The organism is Marinovum sp. (genome assembly GCF_048263515.1).
GTDB lineage: Bacteria > Pseudomonadota > Alphaproteobacteria > Rhodobacterales > Rhodobacteraceae > Marinovum.
On the sequence record NZ_JBLXEC010000024.1, the window covers coordinates 34891 to 60226 of the forward strand.

Annotated in this window: 22 protein-coding genes; 12 read left to right on the top strand and 10 right to left on the bottom strand. The window is 66.3% G+C overall.

The genetic code is table 11. The features are described from left to right. Positions 1-64 precede the first annotated feature (64 nt). Entirely contained in the window at positions 65-2038 is a 1974-nt protein-coding gene (locus tag ACN0SE_RS17700; protein ID WP_417525858.1) for an AMP-binding protein, read from the bottom strand. 216 nt (positions 2039-2254) lie between these two features. On the opposite strand from ACN0SE_RS17700, the gene ACN0SE_RS17705 reads away from it, so the two are divergent. The 3 genes from ACN0SE_RS17705 to ACN0SE_RS17715 are packed head-to-tail and all read left to right on the top strand — an operon-like array spanning position 2255 to position 6179. Continuing rightward, positions 2255-3532 carry a sensor histidine kinase gene (locus ACN0SE_RS17705; protein ID WP_417525859.1) on the top strand — a complete coding sequence of 426 codons (1278 nt, stop codon included), beginning with the start codon at positions 2255-2257 and terminating at the stop codon, positions 3530-3532. A 38-nt stretch (positions 3533-3570) separates the two neighbouring features. Next, positions 3571-5478 carry a PAS-domain containing protein gene (locus tag ACN0SE_RS17710; RefSeq protein ID WP_417525860.1) on the top strand — a complete coding sequence of 636 codons (1908 nt, stop codon included), beginning with the start codon at positions 3571-3573 and terminating at the stop codon, positions 5476-5478. Next, positions 5475-6179, top strand: coding sequence for a response regulator transcription factor (locus ACN0SE_RS17715; protein WP_417525861.1), 705 nt, complete (start codon positions 5475-5477; stop codon positions 6177-6179). Before ACN0SE_RS17710 ends, ACN0SE_RS17715 begins: the two co-directional genes overlap by 4 nt. Here ACN0SE_RS17715 and ACN0SE_RS17720 read toward each other — a convergent pair whose 3' ends face one another. Continuing rightward, entirely contained in the window at positions 6180-6341 is a 162-nt protein-coding gene (locus tag ACN0SE_RS17720; RefSeq protein WP_417525862.1) for a hypothetical protein, read from the bottom strand. Between the two features lie 117 nt (positions 6342-6458). Here ACN0SE_RS17720 and ACN0SE_RS17725 point away from each other — a divergent pair, with 117 nt between their 5' ends. Together ACN0SE_RS17725 and ACN0SE_RS17730 are read left to right on the top strand one after the other, a co-directional pair. Then, entirely contained in the window at positions 6459-6857 is a 399-nt protein-coding gene (locus ACN0SE_RS17725; protein ID WP_417525863.1) for an MAPEG family protein, read from the top strand. Positions 6858-6968: 111 nt separating this feature from the next. After that, positions 6969-7601 carry an MT-A70 family methyltransferase gene (locus ACN0SE_RS17730; protein ID WP_417525880.1) on the top strand — a complete coding sequence of 211 codons (633 nt, stop codon included), beginning with the start codon at positions 6969-6971 and terminating at the stop codon, positions 7599-7601. A gap of 350 nt (positions 7602-7951) precedes the next feature. On the opposite strand, the gene ACN0SE_RS17735 is transcribed toward ACN0SE_RS17730, so the two are convergent. Together ACN0SE_RS17735 and fdhF are read right to left on the bottom strand one after the other, a co-directional pair. Continuing rightward, entirely contained in the window at positions 7952-8722 is a 771-nt protein-coding gene (locus ACN0SE_RS17735) for a BglII/BstYI family type II restriction endonuclease (RefSeq protein WP_417525864.1), read from the bottom strand. 56 nt (positions 8723-8778) lie between these two features. After that, the gene (gene fdhF, locus ACN0SE_RS17740; RefSeq protein ID WP_417525865.1) at positions 8779-11544 is read right to left on the bottom strand and encodes a formate dehydrogenase subunit alpha; all 2766 of its coding nucleotides are present in this window, start codon (positions 11542-11544) and stop codon (positions 8779-8781) included. Positions 11545-11776: 232 nt separating this feature from the next. On the opposite strand from fdhF, the gene ACN0SE_RS17745 reads away from it, so the two are divergent. The 3 genes from ACN0SE_RS17745 to ACN0SE_RS17755 are packed head-to-tail and all read left to right on the top strand — an operon-like array spanning position 11777 to position 14632. Then, complete coding sequence (locus ACN0SE_RS17745; protein WP_417525866.1) at positions 11777-12427, top strand: histidine phosphatase family protein; 651 nt, start codon at positions 11777-11779, stop codon at positions 12425-12427. A gap of 18 nt (positions 12428-12445) precedes the next feature. Next, positions 12446-13501, top strand: coding sequence for a saccharopine dehydrogenase (locus ACN0SE_RS17750; protein WP_417525867.1), 1056 nt, complete (start codon positions 12446-12448; stop codon positions 13499-13501). Between the two features lie 3 nt (positions 13502-13504). Next, a complete protein-coding gene (locus ACN0SE_RS17755; RefSeq protein WP_417525868.1) occupies positions 13505-14632 on the top strand; it encodes a saccharopine dehydrogenase family protein in 1128 nt (375 codons plus the stop codon). Here ACN0SE_RS17755 and ACN0SE_RS17760 read toward each other — a convergent pair whose 3' ends face one another. Beyond that, on the bottom strand, positions 14633-15355 hold the full coding sequence (locus ACN0SE_RS17760) for a metallophosphoesterase family protein (protein WP_417525869.1): 723 nt from the start codon (positions 15353-15355) through the stop codon (positions 14633-14635). Continuing rightward, on the bottom strand, positions 15352-16344 hold the full coding sequence (locus ACN0SE_RS17765) for a LysR family transcriptional regulator (protein WP_417525870.1): 993 nt from the start codon (positions 16342-16344) through the stop codon (positions 15352-15354). Before ACN0SE_RS17765 ends, ACN0SE_RS17760 begins: the two co-directional genes overlap by 4 nt. A 134-nt stretch (positions 16345-16478) precedes the next feature. Here ACN0SE_RS17765 and ACN0SE_RS17770 point away from each other — a divergent pair, with 134 nt between their 5' ends. Next, on the top strand, positions 16479-16958 hold the full coding sequence (locus tag ACN0SE_RS17770) for a cupin domain-containing protein (protein ID WP_417525871.1): 480 nt from the start codon (positions 16479-16481) through the stop codon (positions 16956-16958). Continuing rightward, positions 16955-17332, top strand: coding sequence for a hypothetical protein (locus ACN0SE_RS17775; RefSeq protein ID WP_417525872.1), 378 nt, complete (start codon positions 16955-16957; stop codon positions 17330-17332). Before ACN0SE_RS17770 ends, ACN0SE_RS17775 begins: the two co-directional genes overlap by 4 nt. Positions 17333-18005: 673 nt before the next feature. Here the strand turns inward: ACN0SE_RS17775 and serA are convergent. Together serA and ACN0SE_RS17785 are read right to left on the bottom strand one after the other, a co-directional pair. Further along, positions 18006-19604, bottom strand: a complete 1599-nt coding sequence (gene serA / locus ACN0SE_RS17780; RefSeq protein ID WP_417525873.1) for a phosphoglycerate dehydrogenase — start codon at positions 19602-19604, stop codon at positions 18006-18008. Between the two features lie 94 nt (positions 19605-19698). Beyond that, positions 19699-20853, bottom strand: coding sequence for a phosphoserine transaminase (locus tag ACN0SE_RS17785; RefSeq protein ID WP_417525874.1), 1155 nt, complete (start codon positions 20851-20853; stop codon positions 19699-19701). Positions 20854-21156: 303 nt separating this feature from the next. Between ACN0SE_RS17785 and ACN0SE_RS17790 the strand changes: the two genes are divergently transcribed. After that, positions 21157-22776 (top strand): FAD-dependent oxidoreductase, encoded by a 1620-nt coding sequence (locus ACN0SE_RS17790; RefSeq protein WP_417525875.1) that lies wholly within the window; start codon positions 21157-21159, stop codon positions 22774-22776. Between the two features lie 74 nt (positions 22777-22850). Continuing rightward, the gene (serB, locus tag ACN0SE_RS17795) at positions 22851-23723 is read left to right on the top strand and encodes a phosphoserine phosphatase SerB (protein ID WP_417525876.1); all 873 of its coding nucleotides are present in this window, start codon (positions 22851-22853) and stop codon (positions 23721-23723) included. 54 nt (positions 23724-23777) lie between these two features. Here serB and ACN0SE_RS17800 read toward each other — a convergent pair whose 3' ends face one another. Then, positions 23778-24368, bottom strand: a complete 591-nt coding sequence (locus tag ACN0SE_RS17800; protein ID WP_417525877.1) for a VOC family protein — start codon at positions 24366-24368, stop codon at positions 23778-23780. A gap of 58 nt (positions 24369-24426) precedes the next feature. Beyond that, a complete protein-coding gene (locus tag ACN0SE_RS17805; protein WP_417525878.1) occupies positions 24427-25227 on the bottom strand; it encodes a glutathione S-transferase family protein in 801 nt (266 codons plus the stop codon). Between the last annotated feature and the right edge of the window lie 109 nt (positions 25228-25336).

The window sequence follows — 25336 nt, forward strand, 5'->3', positions numbered from 1 at the left end:
GCCTGCTTCTGACATTCGGCACCCCGGGCGCTGACGGCCCGCCCGGGCCGGAAAAGCCCGCGCCTCATTCCGCAGCCACCGCCCGCGGGGCGACCGGCACGACCTTGGCATCGCGGATCTCCAGCGTCGCGCGGATCTTGCCCTTGCGGCCGTCCTCGTAGGTCACCTCGGTCTCGGTGTAGATGCTGTCCGACCCGTCGTAGAGCGCCGTCACCAGGTCATCGAACTTCTCGCCGATGATCTTGCGGCGCACCTTTCGGGTCCGGGTCAGTTCGCCGTCGTCGGCATCGAGCTCCTTGTGCAGCACCAGGAAGCGATGCACCTGGCAGCCCGACAGCATCTCGTCCTGCGCCACGCTCTCATTGACCTCTTCCACGTGGTTCTGGATCATCTCCAGCACCTTCGGGTGGCCGGCCAGCTCCTGATAGGAGGCATAGGCGATGTTGTTGCGCTCGGCCCAGTTGCCCACCGCCGCGAGGTCGATGTTGATGAAGGCGCAGCAGCGGTCGCGGCCGGCGCCAAAGACCACCGCCTCGAGGATGTTGGGATAGAACTTCAGCTTGTTCTCGACGTATTTCGGCGCGAACAGCCCGCCATCGGCCATCTGGCCCACGTCCTTGGCCCGGTCAATGATCCTGAGATGCCCGGTGTCCTCCTCGAAGAAGCCGGCATCCCCGGTGGCCACCCAGCCCTCGGGGTCCTTGGTGTCGGCGGTGCTCTCGGCGTTCTTGTAGTATTCCACGAAGGTGCCCGGCGAGCGGTAGAAGACCTCGCCGTTCTCGGCGATCCTGATCTCCACCCCCGGGGAGGGCACGCCGACGGTGTCGGACCGCACCTGGCCATCAGGCTGCTGGGTGATGAAGACCGAAGCCTCGGTCTGGCCGTAGAGCTGCTTGAGGTTGATCCCCAGCGAGCGGTAGAAATCGAAGATCTCCGGCCCGATCGCCTCGCCGGCGGTATAGCCGACGCGGACGCGGCTGAACCCGAGGGTGTCCTTCAGCGGCCCGTAGACCAGCGCCTCGCCCAACCGGTATTTCAGCCGGTCCATCAACCCGACCTTGCCACCATCGAGGATCGTCGGGCCGACCTTCTGGGCATGGGCCATGAAATGGTGGAACAGCCGTTGCTTGAGCTTGCCGGCGTCCTCCATGCGGATCATGATCTGCGTCAGCTGGGTCTCGAAGACCCGCGGCGGCGCAAAGTAATACGACGGCGCGATCTCGCGCAGGTCGGTCATCATCGTGTCGGCGCTTTCCGGGCAATTCACGCAGAACCCGGTCCAATAGGCCTGGCCGATGGAAAAGATGAAATCGCCCACCCAGGCCATCGGCAGATAGGCCAGCACCTCGTCACCGGCGCGCAGCTTGTCGAATTCGGACGAATTCTTGGCGGTCTCGATGATGTTGCGGTTCGACAGCACCACGCCCTTGGGCTTGCCGGTGGTGCCCGAGGTATAGAGCATCACGCAGGTGTCGTCGTAATCCAGCTTGCTGCGGCGGCGCTCCAGCTCGGCCGAGAATTCCTGCTCGGCGGCGCGGCCCTGATCCTGCACGCGGGTGAAGTGGTGCAGCGTGGTGTGGTCGTATTTCCGCAGGCCGCGCGGATCGACATAGATCATGTGCTCGAACTGCGGCAGGCTCTTCTGCACCTCGAAGACCTTGTCGACCTGTTCCTGGTCGGCGGCGATGACGAAACGTGCGCCGCAATGGCCAAGCACGTATTCCATCTCTTCCGCCACTGCGTCCTGGTAGAGCGGCACCGGCACGGCGCCCACCGACTGTGCGGCGACCATCGACCAGTAGAGATAGGGCCGGTTGCGGCCGATGATGGCGACGAAATCGCCTTCGTTGATGCCGAGATTGAGCAGGCCGAGCGCCAGGGCTTCGATTTCCCGCGCGGTGTCGGCCCAGGTCCAGCTCTGCCAGATGCCAAGGTCCTTCTCGCGGTAGGCGGGCTTGCCTGCGTATTGGGTCGCATTGCGCTTCAACAGCGCCGGAATAGAGCGCAGATCTGCTGCGCCCCGAGACGTGTCAGTCAACTGATGTCCTCCCTTTGCCCCGTTTTTCGGGGCTGACCGCTGATGCGATTCTGCTGTCCATTTGGTCTGGCCTCAGGCTGGCGGTCAACTTTTTCCTTATCTTTTCCGAAATCTTACGAATTCTTACGGCGGCCATCAGGGTTAATCACCCGCCGTTAGCAAAGTCTTAGATGTTGATCTGCGACACAGGGAAAAGACGCGAACACGGAGGCCTGGATGCAGGGTCTGCTCACTTTCATTCAGGATCTCGGCTACATGGCGCATGGGCTCTGCCTGATGTGGGAGCCCTGGCTCATCGCCCTGTTCGTTGGGTCGGACCTGCTGATCTTTGCAGCCTACTTCCTGATCCCGGTGGCGCTGCTGCGCGTGCTCAAAGCGCGGCCCGACGTGCAACTGGGCGGTCTGCCCAGGCTCTTTGCAGCCTTCATCCTGCTCTGCGGGTTGACCCATCTGGTTTCCGTGGTCACCCTCTGGGTGCCGATCTACGAGGTGCAGGGCGCCTTCAAGCTGGCCACGGCGCTGGTCTCGATGGCGACGGTAGCGGCGCTCTTTCCGCTGATCCCCAAGATCGTGGCCCTGCCGTCCCCGGCGGTGCTGGGCGCGGCCAATGACCGGCTGAGCGAGGAGATCGAGGCGCATGAAGATGCGCTGGTGCAGCTGCGCCGCGCGCGCAGCCGGCTCGAGGACAAGGTGGCCGAGCGGACCCAGGCGCTTGAACGGACCAACGAGGAGCTCAACATCGTGCTGAGCGAGGCCGGCAACCGCGCCGCCAACCTCAAGAAACTGATGGAGGCGCTGGCCCGCCGCACCGCCAGCGAGACCTCCGACATCGCCGATTTCCTCGAACGCTTCCAGTCACGGATCAGCGCCGTGGTCGAGGCCTCGGATGCGCTGACCCGTTGCGATGGCAGCTTGCCGGAAACGATGCAGGAGCTCGCCGAGGCGCAGCTTTCGGCCTACATCGCGGCCTATCCCGGGTCGATCCGGATCAGCGGCGAGAACCGGCAGCTGTCGCAGGTGGCCGCCCGTCAGATCGGCTTGGCGCTGAACGAACTGGTGACCAATGCGGTCAAACACGGTGCGCTGCGCGACGCCGAGGGCACGATCCGGATCAACTGGTCGCGCTACCGCGGCTGGCCCGATGGCGAAGAGCGCTTTCAGATGCACTGGACCGAGACGCTGTCACCCGCAGTCCGCAAGGAACTGGAAGAGCGTGACCTGCTGCAGGGCGGACGGGTGGGGTTCGGCACCCGGGTGCTCAGCCTGTCCGTGCCGCGCCGGCTGAACGGCCGGGCCGAGATCGACTTTCTGGCGGATGGGCTGTCCTATGCGCTCGACCTGCCGCTCGACTGCGTCAGTTGCTCGGGGGCCGACCTCTGCGGTCTCGATCATCCGCTGCGCCCGGTGCGCGGCGATCCCCCGGAGGCACCGGCCGAGTTTCCCCAGACGCATGCCGAGCCGGCAAAGGTTGAACGGCAGCGGCGAAGCGCGTAACTCTCTCGGGCCAAGCGAGCCGGGGGGACGTCGCCGCCATGCAGTTTACCGACAGACACCACTCGGACCTGACCCAGGCCGGGCTGAACCTGATTCAGCAGGCGCTGTCGATATACGGCCGCGACCTGCGGCTGGTGCAATGCAATCGCCGCTTTCAGGAGATGTTCGACCTGCCCGAAGCGCTGGTCACCGTCGGCGCCGGCTTCGAGGACACCATCCGCCACCTTGTGGCCCGCGGCGAATATGGCGAGGTTGCCAACCCCGAGGAATTTGTCGCCACCCGCGTCCACCAGGCCCGCGCCTTCGAGCCGCATTACATGGAGCGTCCCCGCGCCAATGGCCGCTGGATCTCGGTCGAGGGCGCGCCGATGCCGCAGGGCGGCTGGGTCACTGTCTATACCGACATCACCCGCACCAAGGAGCAGGAGCAGCTGCTGCGCACCCGCTCCGAACTGCTGTCGGAAGAGGTGCTGAAACGCTCCGAGCAGCTGGCCGCCACCAACCGGCAGCTCGCCTCGACGATCAGCGCGCTCGAGGAAACCCAGCGCCAGCTGCGCGCCATCGAGGCCCGCACGCGGCTCACCACCGAGATGATGCCGGCGCATATTGCGCACGTCGATTCCAGCGGCCGCTACACCTATTCCAACCAGAAGCTCAACTCGGTGATCCCCGGCCGCCCCTCCGACATCGTCGGCATGTCGATCGCCGAGGCGCTGGGCCCCGACGCCTTTGCCAAGGTGCGCCCGCATCTCGACGCGGCGCTGGCGGGCCAGCCCTCGACCTTCGAGTTCACCGATGCCCCCAGCCTCCGTCGGATCCGCGCCTCATTCACCCCCGATCAGAGCGAGAACGGCGTCTACATCCTGTCGATGGATGTCACCGAGGAAACCCAGACCCGGGTCGCCCTGCAGCAGACCCGCCGCCGCGAGATCGCGGCGCAGCTGACCAGCGGGCTGGCGCATGACTTCTCCAACCTGCTGACGATCATCCTCGGGATGCAGTCGAAACTCGGCCGGATGCCCGGCCTGCCGGACGAGGCCGCGCCGCTGATCAGCGCCACGCTCAGCGCCGCCCGGCGCGGCGGCACGCTGCTCGGCCGCATCGCCGACATGACTGCCAGCCGCCAGCATCAGCCGGTGCCGACGCGGATCGAGCCTTTCCTGCAGGAGCTGTCGACGCTGGCCGGCCCCAGCCTGCCGCAGGGCGTGACCTTGCGGATGTCGTCCGACGTGCCGGGCGCCATCCTGCTCGATCGCGGCATGTTGCAGGATTCGCTGCTCAACCTGATCCTCAACGCCCGCGACGCCTGTGGCGCGCGGGGCGAGATCACCCTGACCGCCCGGATCGAGGCCGCCACCTGGCTTCGCTTCGAGGTGCGCGACACCGGCCCCGGGTTTACCGAAGCGGCGCTGCGCCACGGGGCCGAGCCGTTCTTTACCACCAAGGGCGGCGAGGGTTCGGGGCTGGGGCTCGCCATGGTCTATGACGCCACCAAGCTGGCCGGTGGCGACCTGAAGCTGTCGAACACGCCGCAGGGCGCGCGGGTGCTGCTGCGCCTGCCGCTGCGCCCGGCGCCGGAGGTCGAAGAGGCCGAGCCCGGCATGGTGCTGCTGGTCGAAGACAACGCCGACCTGCGCGGCACCGTGCGCGAGATGCTGACCGGCCTCGGCTGCCGTGTAGTCGAGGCTGCCTCGGTCGCCGAGGCCGAGGCGCTGATCGCGGGCCTGCCCGAGATCACCTCGGTGCTGACCGACATCCAGCTCGAAGGCCCGGAAACCGGGCTCGACCTCGCGGCGCGCTGCGTGGTGCCGGTGGCGCTGATGACCTCGCTGCCCGCCGATCACGCGCTCTATCGCGCCGGCACGGCGCTGGGCCCGGTGCTGCGCAAACCCTTCGGCGCCGAGGACCTTGCCGCCGCGCTGGGCCAGTCGAGGGCCATGGCATGAGCGAAGCCCCCCTGATCACCATTCTCGACGACGAGCCCGAGATCCGCCGGCTTCTGGCCGACACGCTGGAAGAGGCCGGATTTCGCACGCTCAGCTTTGGTCGCGCCACGGAATTCGAGGCGGCGCTGCGCCGCACCACGCCGGATGTCTGCCTCGTCGATCTCAGCCTGCCGGACCGCGACGGGCTGTCGCTGGTGCATCGGCTGGCGCTCGAGCAGGGCGCTTCGGTCATCATCATCTCGGGCCGGGCCGAGGTGCAGGACCGGGTGATCGGGCTGGAGCTTGGCGCCGACGACTACATCATCAAGCCCTTTGATCCGTCAGAAGTGGTGGCCCGCATCCGCGCCCGTCTGCGCGCCGCGCGGCCGGCGGTGCAGGCCGGTCGGATCGCCAGTTTCAGCGGCTGGCAGGCGGATTTCGACGCCTATACCCTGCGCAACGAGGCGGGCGACGTGGCGAGCTTTTCCCATGCCGAGGGTGCGGTGCTGCGGATGTTCCTCGAAAGCCCCGGCCGGCTGATCACCCGCCAGCAGATGCAGGAGACGCTGGGCGGCGCCGCAGGAGAGAGCTTTGACCGGGCGATGGATGTGCGAATTTCGCGGTTGCGCACCAAGCTGGGCGAAGACCCCAAGAACCCGCGGCTGATCAAGACGATCTACGGCGCCGGCTATATCTTCTTGGGCGAGGTCAACTGGCGCTGATCAGAGCCCCAGGCCCAGCCGCACCATCGGCAGCAGGGTCGCGGCCAGAACGCCGACGATCCCGCCGATCACCAGCCGGATCAACGGCCGCCCGAGCCGCGGCCCGGCCAGCCCGAGGACGCCGCAGACGAAGGCGTAATATGACACGGTGATGATATCCACGGCCGCAGCCTAGCACGAAAAACCCGCGAATTCAGCCTTTTGCATCAGGTTGAGCGGCGAAATTCGCGGATGATGTGATATGCTGCCCCGGGTCACATCACAAAGGGGGAGAACCGCATGACCAGTCTGGAATTCTACACTGCGCTCAGTGCGCTCTGGATCGCGCTTGCCTGGGTGCCCTACATCCTCGACCGGATCGCGGTGCGCGGTCTGATGGGGGCGCTGGGCAATTTCGATCCGCAGGCCATCCCGCAATCGGCCTGGGCGCAGCGGGCGATGCGGGCGCATACGGTGGCGGTCGAAAGCTTCGTGGCCTTCGGCCCGCTGGCGGTGCTGGCGATGATCCGGATGCCGGAAGACGGCTATCCGGGCCTGCTGGCGATGACCTATTTCCTCGGTATCTTCGCGCATTACATCATCTACTGTCTCGGCATTCCGGTGCTGCGCACATTGGCCTTTGCGCTGGCGGCGCTGTCGACGGTCGGGCTGGGGCTGCGGGTTCTGGGCGTATACTGACCGCCGCAAGCGTGGTGGGCGTGTCACGTTGCGAAACCTTGATTGATGTTTCGCGCGTGTTCGCCTATTGTTCGCTTGCTTCACCGGGGCAGGATACGCAACATGTTCGATATGCAAAACGAAGCAGCTCAAGATCTGGAGAAATTTCTGGGTGACCAGAAATTCGGCACCGTATTGGCCGACCCGCCCTGGCGGTTCACCAACCGGACCGGCAAGGTCGCGCCCGAACACAAGCGTCTTGCGCGCTATCCGACGCTCGATCTCGACGCGATCTGCGAGCTGCCGGTGGCCGATCACCTGATGGATGCGGCGCATTGCTATCTCTGGGTGCCGAATGCCCTTTTGCCCGACGGGCTGCGGGTGCTCGAGGCCTGGGGGTTCGAGTACAAGTCGAACCTGATCTGGCACAAGATCCGCAAGGATGGCGGGTCCGACGGTCGCGGGGTGGGGTTCTATTTCCGCAATGTGACCGAGATCGTGCTGTTCGGCGTGCGCGGCAAGAACGCCCGCACCTTGCCGCCGGGGCGGCGCCAGGTGAACATGATCCAGACCCGCAAGCGCGAACATTCGCGCAAGCCGGACGAGCAATACGAGCTGATCCAGGATTGCAGCTGGGGGCCGTATCTCGAGCTTTTCGGTCGCGGTGTGCGCGAGGGCTGGACGGTCTGGGGCAATCAGGCCAGCGACGATTACAAGCCCGACTGGAAAACCTATTCCTACAATTCCTCGGTTGCCGCCGAATAGGCGCCCGTCCCGGACCTGATCCGGGACCTCATGGTCGACATTTTGCTCTGCTGTGGAGGGGGAGGCCCCTGATCAAGTCCGGGGCGGCGGAGGTGCGGGGTGCCTTGCGCGGCGACTGACGATCTCGACAGGCGCGGAATCAAGGCCGTCAGGCCGCCGCGCCATCGCCGACCCGCCCCCTGGGCGGCGATTTGGTTGCCGTGCGCGCCTCGCTCTGATTTTTTCCGGACTTGGCGGGGATAAAGTGCGGTTGAACGTCTGTAGTTCGCCACCCCGCGGGTCGGCGATGGCGCGGCTTGCTCCAGGTGGCCCAGAGGCCCCGGATCAGGTCCGGGGCGCGACGGCACGGGTTACAACAGCCGCGCTTCCTCGGCGACCTCCTGCGTGCCCTCCAGGTCGACCCGCTCCAGCCCGATGCCGATCAGGATCAGCGGGCAGGGGTTGCCGACACCGCGGCGCACCCGGTCCTGCAGCTTCTCCCAATGGGTGCTGGCCGTGCCGAACTTGTCGGCGACAAAGGCACGGGCAAAGGCCTCGCGGAAGCTGAAACCGGCGCGCATCTGCCGGGCCACGATCACCCGTTGCCGCGCGGTGCGTTCCTTCATGTCGAAGGCCACCAGCCCCTCTTCGTCTTCGACCCCGTGGCGCGCCAGGCAACCGGCCACCAGATCGGTCATCTGCGCCTGCAGCTCGGCGCCCCGGGTCACCACCACGCCAAAGCTGATCGCCGAAAGCGCGTGCAGCCGCTGGAAGTTCTCGAGATCGCGGTCGAAGAACGGGTCCTTGTTGTTCCACTCGATCTCCAGCGCGATGGTGCCCTTGCGCCCGCGACGCACATGGTCGATCTCGTGGCTGATCGCCTCGCGCTCGATGCCGTCGATGGTGGCGCGCTGGATGAAGTTGTGCTTGTGCCAGCCCTTGGCCGCCAGATCGCGCCGCAGCCGCTGGGTCGAGCCGGCCTCGCCGCCGCCGCTGGCAATCAGGTCCTGGGCCGAGATGCGAAAGGTCTCGAGCGCGACGCAGAGCTCTTCCATCTCGGCCGGGAAATCATGCGCGACGATGGCCTGCGCATGGTTGGTGGCGGCCACCTGATAGCCGATCTCTGCAAGACGCTGAAACATGCGCCGACCCTAGAAGCCCCGCGCCGCCGCGACAATAGCGGCGCGAGGGCCCGCGCCTATTCCGCCGCCACGGCGTCTTCGGCCTTTTCCACCCGCACGGCCGAGAACTTGAACTCGGGGATCTTGCCATAGGGGTCGAGCGCCGGGTTGGTCAGGATGTTCGCCGCCGCCTCGACATAGGCGAAGGGCAGGAACACCATGTCGGGCGCGATGGCGCGGTCGGCACGGGCCATGACGGTGATCGCGCCGCGCTTGGTGGTCAGCCGCACCATGCCGCCGGGTTCCACGCCCAACTGCCGCAGGGTCGACGGATGCAGCGAACAGTTGGCCTCGGGCTCGACGGCATCGAGCACATGGCTGCGCCGGGTCATGGACCCGGTGTGCCAATGTTCCAGCTGCCGCCCGGTGGTCAGGATCATCGGGTACTCGGCGTCCGGCACGTCATCCGGCGCGACGATGCTGGCCGGGGTGAACCTGGCCCGCCCCTCGGGGCGCGGGAAACCGTCCCCAAAGACAACCGGCTGGCCGGGGTCGGTCTCTGACAGCGCCGGGTACATCACGACGTTCTCGGTCTCGAGCCGGTCCCAGGTGATGTTGGCCAGCGAGTTCATGTTAAGCTTCATCTCGTCGAACACCTCGCGCGGGCTCTCGTAGTGCCAGTTCAGCCCGCAGCGTTTCGCCAGATCGACCGTGATCTTCCAGTCCTCGCGCGCCTCGCCCGGGGACGTCACGGCGGGCCGGCCCATCTGCACCTGACGGTTGGTATTGGTCACCGTGCCGGTCTTTTCATAGAAGGCCGAGGCCGGCAGGATCACGTCGGCGTAATTCGCCGTCTCGGTCAGGAAGATGTCCTGCACCACAAGGTGATCGAGCTTGGCCAGCGCGTCGCGGGCATGTTCGACGTCCGGGTCCGACATCGCCGGATTCTCGCCCAGGATGTACATCGCCTTGATCTGGCCGTCATGCACTGCATCCATGATCTCGACCACGGTCAGGCCCTTCTGGCCGGAGATCTCGCCCTCGCCCCAGACCTCGTGAAAGGCCGAGCGCACGCCGTCGTTCTCGACGCTCTGGTAATCCGGCAGGAACATCGGGATCAGGCCGGCGTCAGAGGCGCCCTGAACGTTGTTCTGACCGCGCAGCGGATGCAGCCCGGTGCCGGGCCGGCCGACCTGGCCGGTCATCAAGGCCAGCGAAATCAGGCAGCGCGAATTGTCGGTGCCGTGGATGTGCTGCGACACGCCCATGCCCCAGAAGATCATCGCAGACTTGGCGGTGGCAAAGGTTCGGGCCACGTCGCGCAGCACCTCGGCCTCGATGCCGCAGACCTCGGCCATGCGTTCGGGCGGGAAGTTTGCCAGATGCGCCTTCTCGGCCTCCCAGTTCTCGGTGAAGGCCTCGATATACTGCCGGTCGTAGAGCTCTTCCTCGACGATCACATGCATGATCGCGTTGAGCATCGAGACATCGGTGCCGGGGCGGAACTGCAACCGGTGCGAGGCATGGCGCTTGAGGCCCACGCCGCGCGGGTCCATCACGATCAGCTTGCCGCCGCGCTTGGTGAACTGCTTGAAGAAGGTGGCGGCGACGGGGTGGTTCTCGACCGGGTTGGCGCCGATGACGATGGCCACGTCAGCGTTCTCGATCTCGTTGAAGGTGGCGGTGACCGCGCCCGAGCCCACGTTCTCCATCAGCGCCGCCACGCTCGAGGCGTGGCAGAGCCGGGTGCAATGGTCGACGTTGTTGTGGCCAAAGCCCTGGCGGATGAACTTCTGGAACAGATAGGCCTCTTCGTTGGTGCATTTGGCCGAGCCGAAGCCCGCCACCTCGCGCCCGCGGCCCTTCAACCCCTTGGCGGCAAAGTCCAGCGCCTCGTCCCAGCTGGCCTCGCGGAAATGCGTCATCAGGTTACCCGGATCGACGTTCAGCCCCTTCGCGGGCGCATCCTCGCGCCGGATCAGCGGTTTGGTCAGCCGGTGCGGGTGGTGGATGTAATCGAAGCCGAAGCGGCCTTTGACGCAGAGCCGGCCTTCATTGGCCGGGCCGTTCACGCCGTCGACGTATTTGACGCGGCCGTCCTTGACCTTGAGCGAGACCTGGCAGCCGACGCCACAGAACGGACAGATCGAGCGGACCTCTTCGTCGTAGTCCTTGCTGTCACCGATCTGCGCGTCGTCCAGCACCGAGGCCTCCATCAGCGCGCCGGTGGGGCAGGCCTGAACGCATTCGCCGCAGGCGACGCAGGTGCTTTCGCCCATCGGGTCGTCGAAATCGAACACCGGATAGGCGTCATGGCCGCGGCCGGCCATGCCGATCACGTCGTTGACCTGCACTTCGCGGCAGGCGCGGACGCAGAGGTTGCACTGGATGCAGGCGTCGAGGTTGACGCGCATGGCGACGTGGCTGTCGTCGAGCAGCGGAATGCGTCCGGCCTCGAGCGTCGGCAGGCGGCTTTCGGTGACGCCGGCCTTGTCGGCCATGTCCCAGAGATGTGACGAGCTGTCATGCGCCGCGGGGCGGTCGGGCTGGTCGGCGACCAGCATCTCGATCACCATCTTGCGGGCGGATGTCGCGCGGGCGCTGTCGGTGGTGACCTTCATGCCCTCTGACGGGGTGCGGATGCAGGACGCGACCAAAGTGCGCTCGCCCTCGACCTCGACCATGCAGGCCCGGCAGTTGCCGTCGGGGCGATAGCCCGGCTGCGGCTTGTGGCACAGATGCGGGATCACAAGCCCGCGGCCATGGGCCACCTCCCAGATCGTCTCGCCGGGTTGGGCCTCGACCTCGCGGCCATCAAGCGTGAATCGGATTGTCTCGGACATGCGTATTTCTCCCGTCTCCCGCTGGACTAGAGCATGTCCGCCGCCGGGGGTCAGGGTCAATCCCGACACCTGCGCTGGAATATGCGGCGCGCGGGTTTCCGATAGCGGACTCAGGTCGCCAAAGACGACCATGCGGCGCAGGCGCCGCTTTGGCCGCGCGACGGGGGTTGACGCACTTTCCACCGGTGCCAAGGCCGGATAACTAGGGGCAAACCCGACGAAAAGGCCCCGCATGACCCATATCACCCTCATCCGCCATGGACAGGCCAACACCCACGCCACCACGGCCGAGGATTACGACCGGCTTTCCGATCTCGGCCAGCAACAGGCGGTCTGGCTGGGCGAGTATCTGCGTGCCACCAAGGCCGAGTTCGATCACGTCTGGGCCGGCGACATGTCGCGCCACCGCGCCACCGCCCGCGGCATGGGTCACGAGGCGCCGCAGATCGACGCCCGGCTGAACGAGTTCGACTATTTCACCATCGCCCGGTTGGCCGAGCTGGAAAAGGACCTGCCCGCACCGCAAAGCTCCGAGGAGTTTGCCCGCAACATCCCGCAGCTGATGGAGTTCTGGCGCGACGATGCCTTTCCGGACGCGCCGGAGCGCTTTGCCGATTTCGAGGATCGGGCGCAGGGCGCGGTGGACGACATCCTCAGCACCGGCGGCCGGGCGCTTGTGGTCACTTCCGGCGGGTTGATTTCGATGGTGCTGCGGCAGGTCCTGCGGCTCGACATCCCCGAGATGACCCGGCTGATGTTCCTGCTGCGCAATTCCTCGTTGACCGAGATCGAATATGTGCACGGCCACCTGATGCTTTCGGTCTACAATGCCGTGCCGCACCTCGCGGCGCCCGAACGCGTGTTCGCGCAAACCTATATCTGAGCCCATGAAGGACAGCTGATGACACATCTCTGGGTCCGCGCCGAGCAACGCGCCAACGAGGAACGGGTGGGCCTGACCCCCGAGGGCGCGGCAGAGCTGCTGAAGGCAGGGCTCAGGGTGACGGTCGAGGAGAGCTCGGTCAGGGCGATCCCGATCGACGGCTACCGCGCGGCGGGCTGCGAGATCGCGCCCGAGAACAGCTGGCCCGAGGCGCCGGGCGATGCGATCATCTTCGGCCTCAAGGAGCTGCCGGAGGATGGCACGCCGCTGTCGCATCGGCACATCATGTTCGGCCATGCCTACAAGGGCCAGCCCGCGGGGCAGGTGCTGCTGCGCCGCTTCAAGGCCGGGGGAGGCACGCTGTACGACCTCGAATACCTCGTCGACGAGAGCGGCCGTCGGGTCGCGGCTTTTGGCTATTGGGCGGGCTTTGCCGGCGCTGCGGTGGCGCTGCGCTGCTGGGCGGCGCAGCAGGAAGGCGGGCTTTGCGGGCCGGTGGGGCCACATCCCTCGGCCGAGCATCTCAAGGCCGATCTGGAAGAGGCGCTGTCGCAGACGGGCAGGCCGCGCCCCGATGCCATCGTGATCGGCGCCAAGGGGCGGGTCGGCTCTGGCGCGGCAGACCTTTGCGATGCCATGGGCGTAGCGGTCTCCGGCTGGGACATGGAGGAAACCGCCCACGGCGGGCCGTTCCCGGAAATCCTCGACCATGACATCTTTCTCAACTGCATCCTCGCGCGTCCCGGCACCCCGGTCTTCGTGCCCGCCACGGCCAAGACCGCGCCCCGCCGCCTGAGCGTGATCGGCGACATTGCCTGCGATCCTGACAGCGACTTCTCTCCGATCAAGGTCTACGACCGCACCACCACCTGGGGCGCGCCGGCGCTGCGCGTGCATGACAGCCCGCCGCTCGATGTCACCGCGATCGACAATCTGCCCTCGATGCTGCCGGTGGAAAGCTCGCAGGATTACGCCGCACAGCTTCTGCCCTCGCTTCTGGCGCTGGGCGATCTCGAGGCTGGTGTCTGGGGCCGCGCCAAGGCAGAGTTCGACCGGCACAGCGGCGAGGTGTAAGACATGACGATCCATTGGTGCGGCACCGGTCTCTCGGCCATTCCCGGCCTGCGGCGGCTGATTGCGGCGGGACACGAGGTCTCCGTCTGGAACCGCACCCTGGACAAGGCGCGTGATGCGGTGGGCGATCTGACCAGGCGGATCGAGGTCTTCGACATCGACGCGCTGGGCGCCGAAGTGCAGCCCGAGGATGTCATCGTCTCGATGCTGCCCGGCGACTGGCACGTGCCGCTGGCCGAACTGGCGCTGGCCAAGGGCGCGCATTTCGTCTCGTCGAGCTACATCACGCCGCAGATGCGGGCGCTGCATGCCAAGGCGCAGATCAAGGGGGTGAGCCTGGTCAACGAGGTCGGTCTCGACCCCGGGATCGATCACCTGATGGCGCATGCGCTGGTTTCGGACTATCGCAACAGCCCGCGCTGCGATGCCTCCAACGCGCTGAATTTCCTCAGCTATTGCGGCGGCATTCCGAAGCACCCGAACCCCTTCCGCTACAAGTTCTCCTGGTCGCCGCTGGGCGTGCTCAAGGCGCTGAAAAGCCCGTCGAAATCGATCCGCAACTACCGCGAGTTCGAGGTCGCGCGGCCCTGGGATGCGCTGGGCCACTACCAGGCGCCACTGCCCCGGCCAGAGACCTTCGAGGTCTATCCCAACCGCGACTCGCTGCCCTTCATCGAGGAATATCGCTTCGATCCGACCTGGCGGGTCGAAACCTTCGTGCGCGGCACCCTGCGGCTGAACGGCTGGGCCGAGGCCTGGAGGCCGGTGTTCGACGAGGTGGAAGGCGCCAGCGAGGCACGGCTCAAGGAAATGTCCGACAGCTTCTGGGCCGAAAACGCCTATGCCCCGGGCGAGCCCGACCGGGTGGTGATGTGCGTTTCGCTCTCGGCGTCCGACAGCAGCGGGCCGGTCTGGCACAAGACCTACGTGATGGACGCCTGGGGCGACGAACGTGGCAGCGCCATGGCGCGGCTGGTCTCGATCCCGGTGTCACTGGCAGTCGAGGCGGCGCAGGCCGGGCAGCTGCCCGCCGGCGTTCAGGCCGCGCCCTCGGACCCGGCGATGGTCACCCGCTGGCTGGGTGAAGTCGAACGGCTGGCGCAGCACGTGGCCGTCGTCGACCACACCTGATCAGTCCAGCACCGCGCGGCCCAGCTCGGTCAGCGTATAGGTTGCATTGCCTTCGAAGACGCCAACGGTCAGCGGCCGGCCATAGCCCGCCCCGGTGTCGAGGTTGACCCGGTTGCCGTAATGCGTGGCCGCCTTGATCGCGGTGTGGCCATGCACCACCAGCGCCTCGAAGGGTTTGGTTTCGTTCAGGAATTCATCGCGGATCCAGACAAGGTCATCTTCGTCCTGCTGGTCGACCGGCACCCCGGGGCGCAGCCCGGCATGGACAAAGATCAACCCCGGCTCGCGGTGCAGCGTCTTGCGCTCCGCCAGAAAGCGGCGGTGGTGCCCCGGCACTTTCGCCCGGGCCTCGGCCAGGACCTCGTCGATCGGGCGCTCCTCTGCCGCTTCGACCCCGTAAGAGGCCAGCGTCATCGGCCCGCCAAGCGCCGGGTGCAACCAGCCTTTGCCGGACAGGATACGCGCGTCGTGCGGCGTGCCGTCAGCGAGAAAGCGTCGGAACATTCGGTCGTGGTTGCCCATCAGCACCTGCCAGTCGCGGCCGTCCTCCAGTCCTTTGACCAGCAGTTCGATCACGCCAAAGCTGTCAGGCCCCCGGTCCACCAGATCGCCGAGAAAGACCACCCGCGCCTCTGGCCCGCCGTCGGCCTCGATCCATTCGAGCGCCCGGCAGAGCATGTCGAACTGGCCGTGCACGTCGCCGATGGCATAGATCGGTGTCATTCCGCGTCTCCCTTTCTGTCGGAGGCCGGAATAACAGCCCGGTCGATGGATGACACCCGCGAAACCGCCTCTTGCAGGGCTTCGGCGATCTGGCCGCGCAGCCAGCGATGCGCCGGGGTGCGGCTCGCGCGGCGATGCCAGACCATCACGATTTCGACCATCGGCAGCGGGATCGGCGCCTTGTAGATCGCCAGCCCCTGCCGCGCTGCCACGCTCTCGGCCAGCGAACAGGGCAAAAGGCCGATCATGTCGCTGCCCGCCACGGTGTTGTAGACCCCGGCAAAGCTCGGCAGGGTCATCGCCACCCGCCGCGTGCGCCCGACCCGCGCCAGAGCGGTGTCGCCCATCGCCTGAAGCTTGCCCTCGGGCGAGAAGATCACATGCGGCAGGTCGCAGAACAGGTCGATCGGGATGACCTCGCCGGGCGAGAGACCGGCGCGCGCCAGTCGCGGATGGCCGCGCCGCGCGATGACGTGAAAGGTCGAGAACATCAGGCTCTGCTGCTCGGCCCAGTCCGGCAGCTCGGTCGCCGGGATCAGCGCGATATCGACATCATAGCGCGCCAGCGTGTCGACGTAGCTGTCGGGCACGAGGTCCACCTGGCGCACCCTGATGCCCGGCGCGCTGACCGAGAGCCGCTCGCCCAGGCCCGGCATCAGCATTTCCGAGAAAAAGTCGCTGCCCGAGATCAGGAAGCTGGCCTGCGCGCGGGCCGGATCAAATGGCGCCGTCTCGCAGAGCAGATGTTCCAGCCGGTCGAGCGTGTCACGCAGCGGCGCCTGCAGGCCGAGCGCGAAATCGGTCGGCACCATGGCGCGGCCCTGGCGCAGGAAGAGCGGATCGTCGAGCGCCGTCCTGAGCCGCCCTAGGGCGGCCGAGACGGCGGGCTGCGACAGGCCGATCTGCTGCCCGGCGGCGGTGGTCGAGCGGGTCTCGAGCAGGGCGTCGAGGACCCTGAGAAGATTGAGGTCGAAGGTTCTGAAATTCATGCCATGGATAGATAGCATAACAACAAGCGATTTCCGATATAGAACATTGTCTGCCAATCTTGCCTCATCTGATCAGCGGAATTTCAAACCCGGCCGGGGCCTTTGACCTTCACTACCAGACAGAGGAGGCGCAGATGATGCGCGACATGCTTGGCCCCGACGCCGTTGAGTGGCACGGGGTGCTATACACTTTCCTGCTGAGATCGGCCGACACCGGCGGCGCCGTGGCGATCGTCGACAGCGTGTCCCGGCCGGCCTCGGGGCCGCCGCGGCACATCCACTGCGATTGCGACGAGACCTTCGTGGTGCTCTCGGGCGATGTGGTCTTCGAGGTGGACGGCGCCATTCGCCAATGCGGCCCCGGGCAGGCGGCCTTTGTGCCGCGCGGGGCGGAGCACAGTTTCCACGTCGTGGGCCCCGCGCCGGCGCGGATGCTGACGATCTTCAGCCCCGGCGGCTTCGAGGCGTTTTTCGAGGCCATGGGCGAGGGCGGTTATGCCTTTCCCGCCGACATGGGCCGGATCGAAGAGATCGGCCATGACTTCCACCTGACATTCACCGGCCCGCCGCTGGAGCCTTCCGCGGCCGGCATCCTGACGGGAGATCTGACATGAAACCGCTTTCCTTTGCCTTCCTGCTGGTCGGGACGACTGCCGTGCTCATCGGTATGAGCTGGGGCATCCAGATGTCGGCCAGTGGCGATCACACGCTGTCACCGGCGCATGCGCATCTCAACCTGCTGGGCTGGGTGAGCATGGCGATCTTCGGGTTCTACTATCACCTGGTGCCCGGGGCTGATGAGGGGGTCCTGCCCAAGGCGCATTTCGCGGCCTCGGTGGGCGGGCTGGTGCTGATCGTGCCGGGGATCGTGCTGGCGATCACCGAGAGGGGCGAGACCCTGGCCAAGATCGGCTCGGTGCTGACAGTACTCGGGGCGGTGCTATTCCTGGTGGTGCTGGTGCGGACCGGGCGGCGGTCTGTCGTCTGATCGGTGTGCGGGCGCGGACCAAGGCCGCAGGCCGCCGCGCCTCGCCTGCGCGCCCCATCGCGCTGGCGATACTTTTACGGCGGCGCGTCGCTCGGAGATCTTCCGGAGACGGCGGGGATAAAGTGCTTCAGAACTGCGGTTAGTTCGCCACCACGCGCGCAGGCGATGCGCGGCTAGAGCTTGGCGAAAGCTTCGAAGCGGCGGCGTTCGCTCAATTCACCTGCGCGGAATCAAGGCCGCAGGCCGCCGCGCATCGCCTGCGCGCCCCCACGCGCTGGCGATACTTTGACGTCAGCGCGTCGCTCGGAGGTTTTCCGGAGGCGGCTGGGATAAAGTGCTACAGAACGCCTGTTGGATCGCCACCGCGCGCGCAGGAGATGCGCGGCTTGGAGTTGGGATGGTGCTCCCGAGGTGTTGTCGTCTGATCTGTGCACCCGCGCGGAATCAAGGCCGCAGGCCGCCGCGCATCGCCTGCGCGCCCCCTCGCGCTGGCGATACTTTGACGTTGGCGCGTCGCTCGGAGGTCTTCCGGATATGGCTGGGATAAAGCGCAGCAGAAGAGCCGTTGGATCGCCATCGCGCGCGCAGGCGACGCGCGGCTTGGAATTGGACCCCGCAAACGGGAAGGGGCGCCGCATCGCTGCGGCGCCCCCTCAAATTCCAAGCAACCGGCTCAGGCCACGTCGAACTGCAGCGGCTTGACCTGGCGGAACATGCCGGTGGCGGTCAGCTTGTCGCGCACCGGGGCCGGCACCTCGTCATCGACATAAAGCAGCGCGATCGCCTCGCCGCCCTTGTCGTGACGGCCGAGGGTGAAATTGGCGATGTTCACGCCGTTCTCGCCCAGGGTCTGGCCCAGGGTGCCGATGATGCCCGGCATGTCCTCGTTCGAGGTATAGAGCATGTGTTCGCCGATCTCGGCGTCGATGTTGATGCCCTTGATCTGGATGAACCGCGGCTTGCCGTCGGAGAACACCGTGCCGGCAATCGAACGCTCGCGCTTGTCGGTCACGACGGTCACCTTGATGTAGCCGTCGAAGGCGCCCGACTTGTGCTGGTTGGTGGTCGAGATCTTCACGCCACGCTCTTCGGCGATGACCGGGGCCGAAACCATGTTCACCTCGGGGTTGGCGCGCTTCATGATGCCGGCGATGACCGAGCAGTTCAGCGCCGCCAGGTTCATCTCGGCAACCGAGCCGTCATAGAGGATGTTGATCGCCTTGATCGGCTCGTCGGTCATCTGGCCGATAAAGGCACCCAGATGGCCGGCCAGCTTGACCCAGGGGCCCATGACCTTGGCTTCCTCGGCGGTGACCGAGGGCATGTTCAGCGCGTTCTCGACCGCGCCGGTCAGCAGGTAGTTCGACATCTGTTCGGCCACCTGCAGCGCCACGTTTTCCTGCGCTTCGGTGGTGGCCGCACCGAGGTGCGGGGTGACCACGACGTTGGGCAGGTTGAACAGCGGGTTCTCCTTGGCGGGCTCTTCCGAGAACACGTCGAATGCCGCGCCGGCGACATGGCCGGACTTCAGCGCCTCGGCCAGGGCCTCTTCATCGACCAGACCGCCGCGGGCGCAGTTGATGATCCGCACGCCCTTCTTGGTCTTGGCGAGGTTTTCCTTCGACAGGATGTTGCGGGTGCCATCGGTCAGCGGCACGTGCAGGGTGATGAAATCGGCGCGCTTCAGCAACTCGTCCAGTTCCACCTTCTCGACACCCATCTTGTCGGCCTTGTCCTGGCTCAGATAGGGGTCATAGGCCACGACCTTCATCTTGAGCCCGCGGGCGCGCTCGCAGACGATGCCGCCGATGTTGCCGGCGCCGATCACGCCGAGGGTCTTGTTGGTCAGCTCGACGCCCATGAACTTGGACTTTTCCCACTTGCCGGCATGGGTCGAGGCGCTGGCCTCGGGGATCTGACGTGCGACGGCAAACATCATGGCAATGGCGTGCTCGGCGGTGGTGATCATGTTGCCGAAGGGCGTGTTCATCACGATCACGCCTTTCTTCGATGCCGCGGGCTTGTCGATGTTGTCAGTGCCGATGCCGGCGCGGCCGATCACCTTGAGGTTGGTGGCGGCTTCGAGGATCTTCTCGGTCACCTTGGTGGCCGAACGGATGGCCAGGCCGTCGTACTTGCCGATCAGCTCGGCCAGTTTCTCCTTGTCCTTGCCCAGCTCGGGCATGAAGTCGACGTCGATGCCGCGATCGCGGAAGATCTGGACGGCGGCTTCGGAGAGGCTGTCGGAAATGAGAACTTTGGGTGCGGTCATTGCGATACACGCCCCGGACCTGATCCGGGGCCTCCTGTGTGGGAAGCTGTCAAAGAGGTCCCGGGCCGGGCCCGGGACGCGGTGTGTCTTGGGGTCAGGCGGTTTCGGCCAGAGCCTCGATCTCGGCGTTGAACGCCCAATCGAGCCAGGGCAGCATCGCCTCGATGTCGGCGGTTTCGACCGTGCCGCCGCACCAGATGCGCAGTCCGGCCGGCGCGTCGCGATAGGCGCCCACGTCCAGCGCCACGCCTTCGGCTTCCAGCCGCTTGGCCACGGCCTTGGCGAATGCCGCGCCGTCGGTGATGCGGTCGTCGGTGAACTTCAGGCAGACGCTGGTGTTCGACCGGGTCGCCGGATCGGAGGCCAGGTTGGCAATCCAGTCGTTGGCGTCGCAGAAATCGAAGATCGCCTGGGCATTGGCATCGGCCCGGGCCATCAGGCCCTTCAGGCCGCCGACCGAGCGCGCCCAGTCAAGCGCCACGAGGTAATCCTCGACCGCCAGCATCGACGGAGTGTTGATGGTCTCGCCCTTGAAGATGCCTTCGATCAGCTTGCCGCCCTTCGTCAGGCGGAAGATCTTGGGCAGCGGCCAGGCCGGGGTGTAGCTTTCCAGCCGCTTGACGGCGCGGGGGCTGAGGATCAGCATGCCATGCGCCGCTTCGCCGCCCAGCACCTTCTGCCAGGAGAAGGTGGTCACGTCGAGCTTGTCCCAGGGCAGGTCCTGCGCAAAGGCCGCCGAGGTGGCGTCGCAGATGGTCAGGCCCTCGCGGTCGGCGGGGATCGCATCGCCGTTGGGCATGCGCACGCCGGAGGTGGTGCCGTTCCAGGTAAAGACCACGTCGGTGTCGTAGTCGACGGCGGTCATGTCGACGATCTCGCCGTAGTCGGCGGTCTTCACTTCGGCGTCGATCTTGAGCTGCTTGACCACGTCGGTGACCCAGCCGGCGCCAAAGCTTTCCCAGGCCACCATGGTGGCCTTGCGGGCGCCGAGCAGCGACCAGAGCGCCATCTCGACGGCGCCGGTGTCAGAGGCCGGGACGATGCCGATGCGGTAATCGGCGGGAATGTTCAGGATGTCGCGGGTTTCCTCGATGGCGGCATTCAGCTTCGCCTTGCCCACGGCGGCACGGTGCGACCGGCCCAGGGGGGCGTCGGACAGCTGTGCCAGCTCGAATGTGGGGATCTTGGCGCAGGGGCCAGAGGAGAAACGCGGATTCGTCGGCCGCGCGGCCGGTTTTTGCATAGCCATGTAGCTACCCTTCCAGATAAGCGCCCCTCGTTGGGGAGGGGTGTCCCGCCGCCGGACATACGGCCAGTTTCGACCTCCGGCAACAGGGAATATGACGCCGGGGCAGGGAATCTGCAGCGATCAGGCGCAGCGACGGTTCCGATAGGAAACATGCCGCACCCGGACAAAACTTTACGCGTGTAAAGAAATAGCCGTTTGCGAATCACGGTTTCCGGCGTATGTGGCGTTAGCGCTATCAGGTCGCCGGTTCTCGCTGGTCGGGCCGGGATGGCGGCTTCGGACCATGACGTGGAGAACGACCCTATGGCACCGTCTCAGACCCAACGCATTCTCATCCTCGGCGGCGGTTTCGCCGGCATGTTCGCCGCCCGCGAGCTCTCCAAGGCGCTTGGCAAAAGCGCCGAGATCGAGCTGATCAACGAGGTGAACTTCTTTACCTTTCAACCGCTTCTGCCAGAAGTTGCCGCCGGCAGCATCTCGGTCCGCGATGCCGTGGCGCCGCTGCGCCGGCTGCTGCCCGGCGTGCGTGTCAGGCAGGCGCTGATCCATGACATCGACACCGAACGCAAGGTGGTCATCATCTTCCAGGGCATGCAGCGGCGCTACACCGAGGTGCCCTATGATCACCTCGTTCTGGCGCTGGGGCAGGTGTCCGACCTGTCGCGGGTGCCGGGCCTTGCCGCCCATGCGCTGACCATGAAGTCGCTGAGCGACGCGCTCACCCTGCGAAACCACGTCATCGACAAGCTGGAACACGCCGACATCACCGCGCTGCCCGATGTGAAGAAGGAGTTGCTGACCTTCACCGTGATCGGCGGCGGCTTTTCCGGGGTCGAGACCGCCGGCGAGATGCTCGAGCTGATCCACAAGTCGCTGGTCTTCTACCCCAATATCGACAAGAGCGAGATCAACGTTCAGGTCGTCGAATTTGCCGACCGTCTGCTGGGCGAACTCCCGGCCTCGCTGGCCGCCTATGCCACCCAGCAGCTGGAGAAACGCGGCGCCCGCATTCTGCTGAACACCGGCATCACCGAGGCCACCGGCACCGCCATCGTCACCACCACCGGCGAGGTGATCGGCACCCGCACGCTGGTCGCCACCATCGGCAATGCGCCGTCGCCGCTAGTCCGCTCGCTGGGCCTGCCGAACGATCGCGGCCGTCTGCGGGTGCAGCGCGACCTGCGGATCGAAACCCGTGACGACATCTGGTCGCTGGGTGACGCGGCGCAGATCCCGCTGGTCGAGAATGCCCGCGACCGCGCTGATTTCGCCCCGCCCACCGCGCAGTTTGCCGTCCGTGAGGCGCGTCTGCTGGCGCGCAACCTCAAGGCCAGCCTGCAGGGGCGCGAACTTGCGCCCTTTGTCTACAAATCCAAAGGCGCTCTGGCCTCGCTTGGCGGGCATCGCGGCGTGGCCGAGGTTTATGGCATGCGTTTCTCCGGCCTGCCGGCCTGGCTGCTGTGGCGGGCCTATTACATCGGCTTCCTGCCCGGTTTCGCCACCAAGGTGCGGGTCGGCATGCAGTGGCTGCTCGATTCCATGGTCGGCCGCTCGACGGTACAGACCGGCATCCGCCAGGGGCCCGGCACGCGCTACCTGCGCTACCGCGCCGGCGACCGGGTGTTCGAGGAAGGCAACCGCGCCGATGGCTTCTATGCCGTGCTCGAAGGCGCCTTCGAGCTGCGCTATCGCAATGACGACGGCTCGCAAGAGGTGCACCGGATCACCCCCGGCGGGCATTTCGGCGACCGGGTGCTGTTTGGCAACGGGCTGCGCACCGGCACGGTACGGGCGCTCGAGGATTCGCTGGTGCTGATGGTCGGTGCCGAGGATTTCCGGCGCCTGCACGAGGCGATGCCGCCGGTGCGCGAGTATTTCGAACGCCGCCGCGCGCGGCCCGCGCAGACCGACGACGCCGCCTGAGCATTTGCGCATCCCGGCGGTGGCATTTCAGCTTCCGCTGGGGTAGGGGCTGGCCGCAAGCAAGGAGTGCGCCCATGTTCGTCACCACGTTGATCGCCAAGCCCGGACAGCTCGACCCGGCCGCCGCCGAAGCCCTGCGCAATGCCTGGGGCGGCGGGGCGCTGCAATGGCTCTCGCCGGACGAGGCCGCCGAGTTCCCCGTCGAGACCCTGCCCGAGAACCGCTGGCAGGTCTGGGAGGACATGCAGGCGCTGGGCATCGATCTGGTGGTGCAGCCGGCCGAGGGCCGCCGCAAGAAGATGCTGCTGGCCGACATGGACAGCACGATGATCGAGCAGGAATGCATCGACGAGCTGGCCGACGAGGCCGGCGTCGGCGCGCGGGTCAAGGAGATCACCGCCCGCGCGATGAACGGCGAGTTGGATTTCGAAGGCGCGCTGACCGAGCGGGTGGGGCTGTTGAAAGGTCTGCCAGAGGCGATCATCGGACAGGTGCTGGACAGCCGGATCACCCTGATGCCCGGCGGCCCGGCGCTGCTGGCGACGATGAAGGGCAACGGCGCCTATTGCGCGCTGGTTTCCGGCGGCTTCACCGCCTTTACCGCGCGGGTGGCCGAAAAGCTGGGCTTTGACGAGAACCGCGCCAATACGCTGCTGCTGGCCGATGGGGCGCTGTCAGGCGAGGTTGCTCGGCCGATCCTTGGCCGCGAGGCCAAGGTGCAGGCGCTGGAAGAGATCACCGCGCGGCTGGGGATTTCCGAGGCTGACGTGATCGCGGTGGGTGACGGGGCCAATGACCTCGGCATGCTGCACCGCGCCGGCGCCGGGGTGGCGCTGCATGCCAAGCCGGCGGTGGCCGCGGAGTGCGATATCCGGGTGAACCACGGCGACCTGACCGCGCTGCTTTACGTGCAGGGCTATGCGAAGTCGGAGTTCGTGACGGGCTGACGACTGGCGCGAGCCTGAAACGGCGGCCTTCTGCCTTGGTTCCGTGCGAGAGGCTTAGCTCCTGCCGTAAGGATCCTTGGCCGACCGATCCTCGCTCAGCGACTGCTGCCGACGGCTCACCAGCGTCTCGATCGCATCGGCAAGGTGCACTTCGGCGATGTTGTAATCGCCGCGCTCGACCCGCGCGCGATGCGCCTCGATCATCACGTCGGCATGGCTGCAGCCCATCGGCGGCTCGAAGCGATAGCAGGCCAGTTCGATCAGCAGCCCCAGCGGATCCTTGAAGTAGATCGAATCCATGAAGCCGCGGTCCTTGACCCCGGAGTGCTTGATGCCGCGCGCATCCAGCCGCGCGACCGCCTGGGAAAACGTCGCCTTGGAGACGTTGAAGGCCAAGTGATGCACGCAGCCCGGATCGGTGGGCGTGCGCGCATGCACCGGCTTGCGCGTCTCGTTGGTGAAGATGGTGATCAACCGCCCGTCGCCGGGATCGAAGTAGAGATGGCCTTCGTCCGGGTTGTCGAGATTGGGCTGGTCGAAGATGAAGGGCATGCCCAGCACGCCCTCCCAGAAATCGATGCTGGTCTGCCGGTCCGCGCCGGTCAGCGTGATGTGATGGACCCCCTGGGCCTGAAGTTTGCGCATCTGTCGGTCCTCCCTCGGGTCACGATAGCCGGCTGGCGCGAAAAAGCGAGCGCGCGGCTCAGACAAGCCCCAGTTCGGCGTCGCTGGCGCGGCTGTCGTATTTGTCGCGCGGCGGCCATGGGCGGTCCTGCCAGTCCGGCTCGAAGACAAAGCTCGAGCGGTCGCGGCCGTCGGGCAGGGCGCCATTGCCGGCCCCGAGCGCGTAGTCGTAATAGAGCTTCACGATCTCCTCGCGGCTCACCTGCTGGGCCGCGGGATGGGCCAGACAGGCCTCGCGCCATTGCCGCACGCGGGCATAGTCGGCCGAGGCGGGCAGGCTGAAATCCTCGTAGTACTCGAGGAACCAGAAACGCATGAACATCGGCGTGAACACCGCCTCGGCCAGCCCGAAGTCCTCGAAGAGCCAGGGCCCGTCGCCGCGCGCCTCGTGGCGCAGAAAGTCGTCGATCTCGCGGTAGAGGCGCAGCATCTTGTCCTGATGATCGCCCCGCGCGTCGCGATCCTGGTTCATCACGAAGGTGTAGCCGGCCATGGTAAAGGCGCCTTCCTTGGCGATCAGCATGGATTCCACCGCATGCTCCAGCGGATCTTCGCGGCGCAGACGGCGGTCGCCGATGGTCTCGTCAAGGTAGCGCAGGATGACAAGGCTTTCCTTGAGGATTTGCCCGTCGGGCATCTGGAGCACCGGCAGGGCGGTGGTGCCGCGGGTCTTTTCCAGCAGTTCGGGATCGCGGGGTTTGGTGATGTCGACGACCTGAAAGTCGACGGCGTCCCTGGCGCCCTTGAGGTCGAGCATGATCTCCAGCCGTTGCGAGAACGGGCAGACCGGGATGTGGTAGACGATCGGCGTATCGGGCATTTGAGGCTCCATGTGCTTTGGGGAGGATATTGGCCGGCAGGGCGGGATGTCAAAGAATGGGGTGGGGGGGGGGGGCCTTTTTCGTTGGCGGCGGCTCGCCGCGCACAGG

Excerpts from the sequence above, each read along its gene's own strand:
- ACN0SE_RS17800 (WP_417525877.1), bottom strand. The coding sequence starts at position 24,368 with ATGCGCAAACTTCAGGCCCAGGGGGTCCATCACATCACGCTGACCGGC.
- fdhF (WP_417525865.1), bottom strand. The coding sequence starts at position 11,544 with ATGTCCGAGACAATCCGATTCACGCTTGATGGCCGCGAGGTCGAGGCC.
- serB (WP_417525876.1), top strand. The coding sequence starts at position 22,851 with ATGTTCGTCACCACGTTGATCGCCAAGCCCGGACAGCTCGACCCGGCC.
- ACN0SE_RS17725 (WP_417525863.1), top strand. The coding sequence starts at position 6,459 with ATGACCAGTCTGGAATTCTACACTGCGCTCAGTGCGCTCTGGATCGCG.
- ACN0SE_RS17750 (WP_417525867.1), top strand. The coding sequence starts at position 12,446 with ATGACACATCTCTGGGTCCGCGCCGAGCAACGCGCCAACGAGGAACGG.
- ACN0SE_RS17760 (WP_417525869.1), bottom strand. The coding sequence starts at position 15,355 with ATGACACCGATCTATGCCATCGGCGACGTGCACGGCCAGTTCGACATG.
- ACN0SE_RS17715 (WP_417525861.1), top strand. The coding sequence starts at position 5,475 with ATGAGCGAAGCCCCCCTGATCACCATTCTCGACGACGAGCCCGAGATC.
- ACN0SE_RS17790 (WP_417525875.1), top strand. The coding sequence starts at position 21,157 with ATGGCACCGTCTCAGACCCAACGCATTCTCATCCTCGGCGGCGGTTTC.
- ACN0SE_RS17710 (WP_417525860.1), top strand. The coding sequence starts at position 3,571 with ATGCAGTTTACCGACAGACACCACTCGGACCTGACCCAGGCCGGGCTG.
- ACN0SE_RS17775 (WP_417525872.1), top strand. The coding sequence starts at position 16,955 with ATGAAACCGCTTTCCTTTGCCTTCCTGCTGGTCGGGACGACTGCCGTG.
- ACN0SE_RS17805 (WP_417525878.1), bottom strand. The coding sequence starts at position 25,227 with ATGCCCGATACGCCGATCGTCTACCACATCCCGGTCTGCCCGTTCTCG.
- ACN0SE_RS17765 (WP_417525870.1), bottom strand. The coding sequence starts at position 16,344 with ATGAATTTCAGAACCTTCGACCTCAATCTTCTCAGGGTCCTCGACGCC.
- ACN0SE_RS17730 (WP_417525880.1), top strand. The coding sequence starts at position 6,969 with ATGCAAAACGAAGCAGCTCAAGATCTGGAGAAATTTCTGGGTGACCAG.
- serA (WP_417525873.1), bottom strand. The coding sequence starts at position 19,604 with ATGACCGCACCCAAAGTTCTCATTTCCGACAGCCTCTCCGAAGCCGCC.
- ACN0SE_RS17705 (WP_417525859.1), top strand. The coding sequence starts at position 2,255 with ATGCAGGGTCTGCTCACTTTCATTCAGGATCTCGGCTACATGGCGCAT.
- ACN0SE_RS17755 (WP_417525868.1), top strand. The coding sequence starts at position 13,505 with ATGACGATCCATTGGTGCGGCACCGGTCTCTCGGCCATTCCCGGCCTG.
- ACN0SE_RS17785 (WP_417525874.1), bottom strand. The coding sequence starts at position 20,853 with ATGGCTATGCAAAAACCGGCCGCGCGGCCGACGAATCCGCGTTTCTCC.
- ACN0SE_RS17735 (WP_417525864.1), bottom strand. The coding sequence starts at position 8,722 with ATGTTTCAGCGTCTTGCAGAGATCGGCTATCAGGTGGCCGCCACCAAC.
- ACN0SE_RS17745 (WP_417525866.1), top strand. The coding sequence starts at position 11,777 with ATGACCCATATCACCCTCATCCGCCATGGACAGGCCAACACCCACGCC.
- ACN0SE_RS17770 (WP_417525871.1), top strand. The coding sequence starts at position 16,479 with ATGATGCGCGACATGCTTGGCCCCGACGCCGTTGAGTGGCACGGGGTG.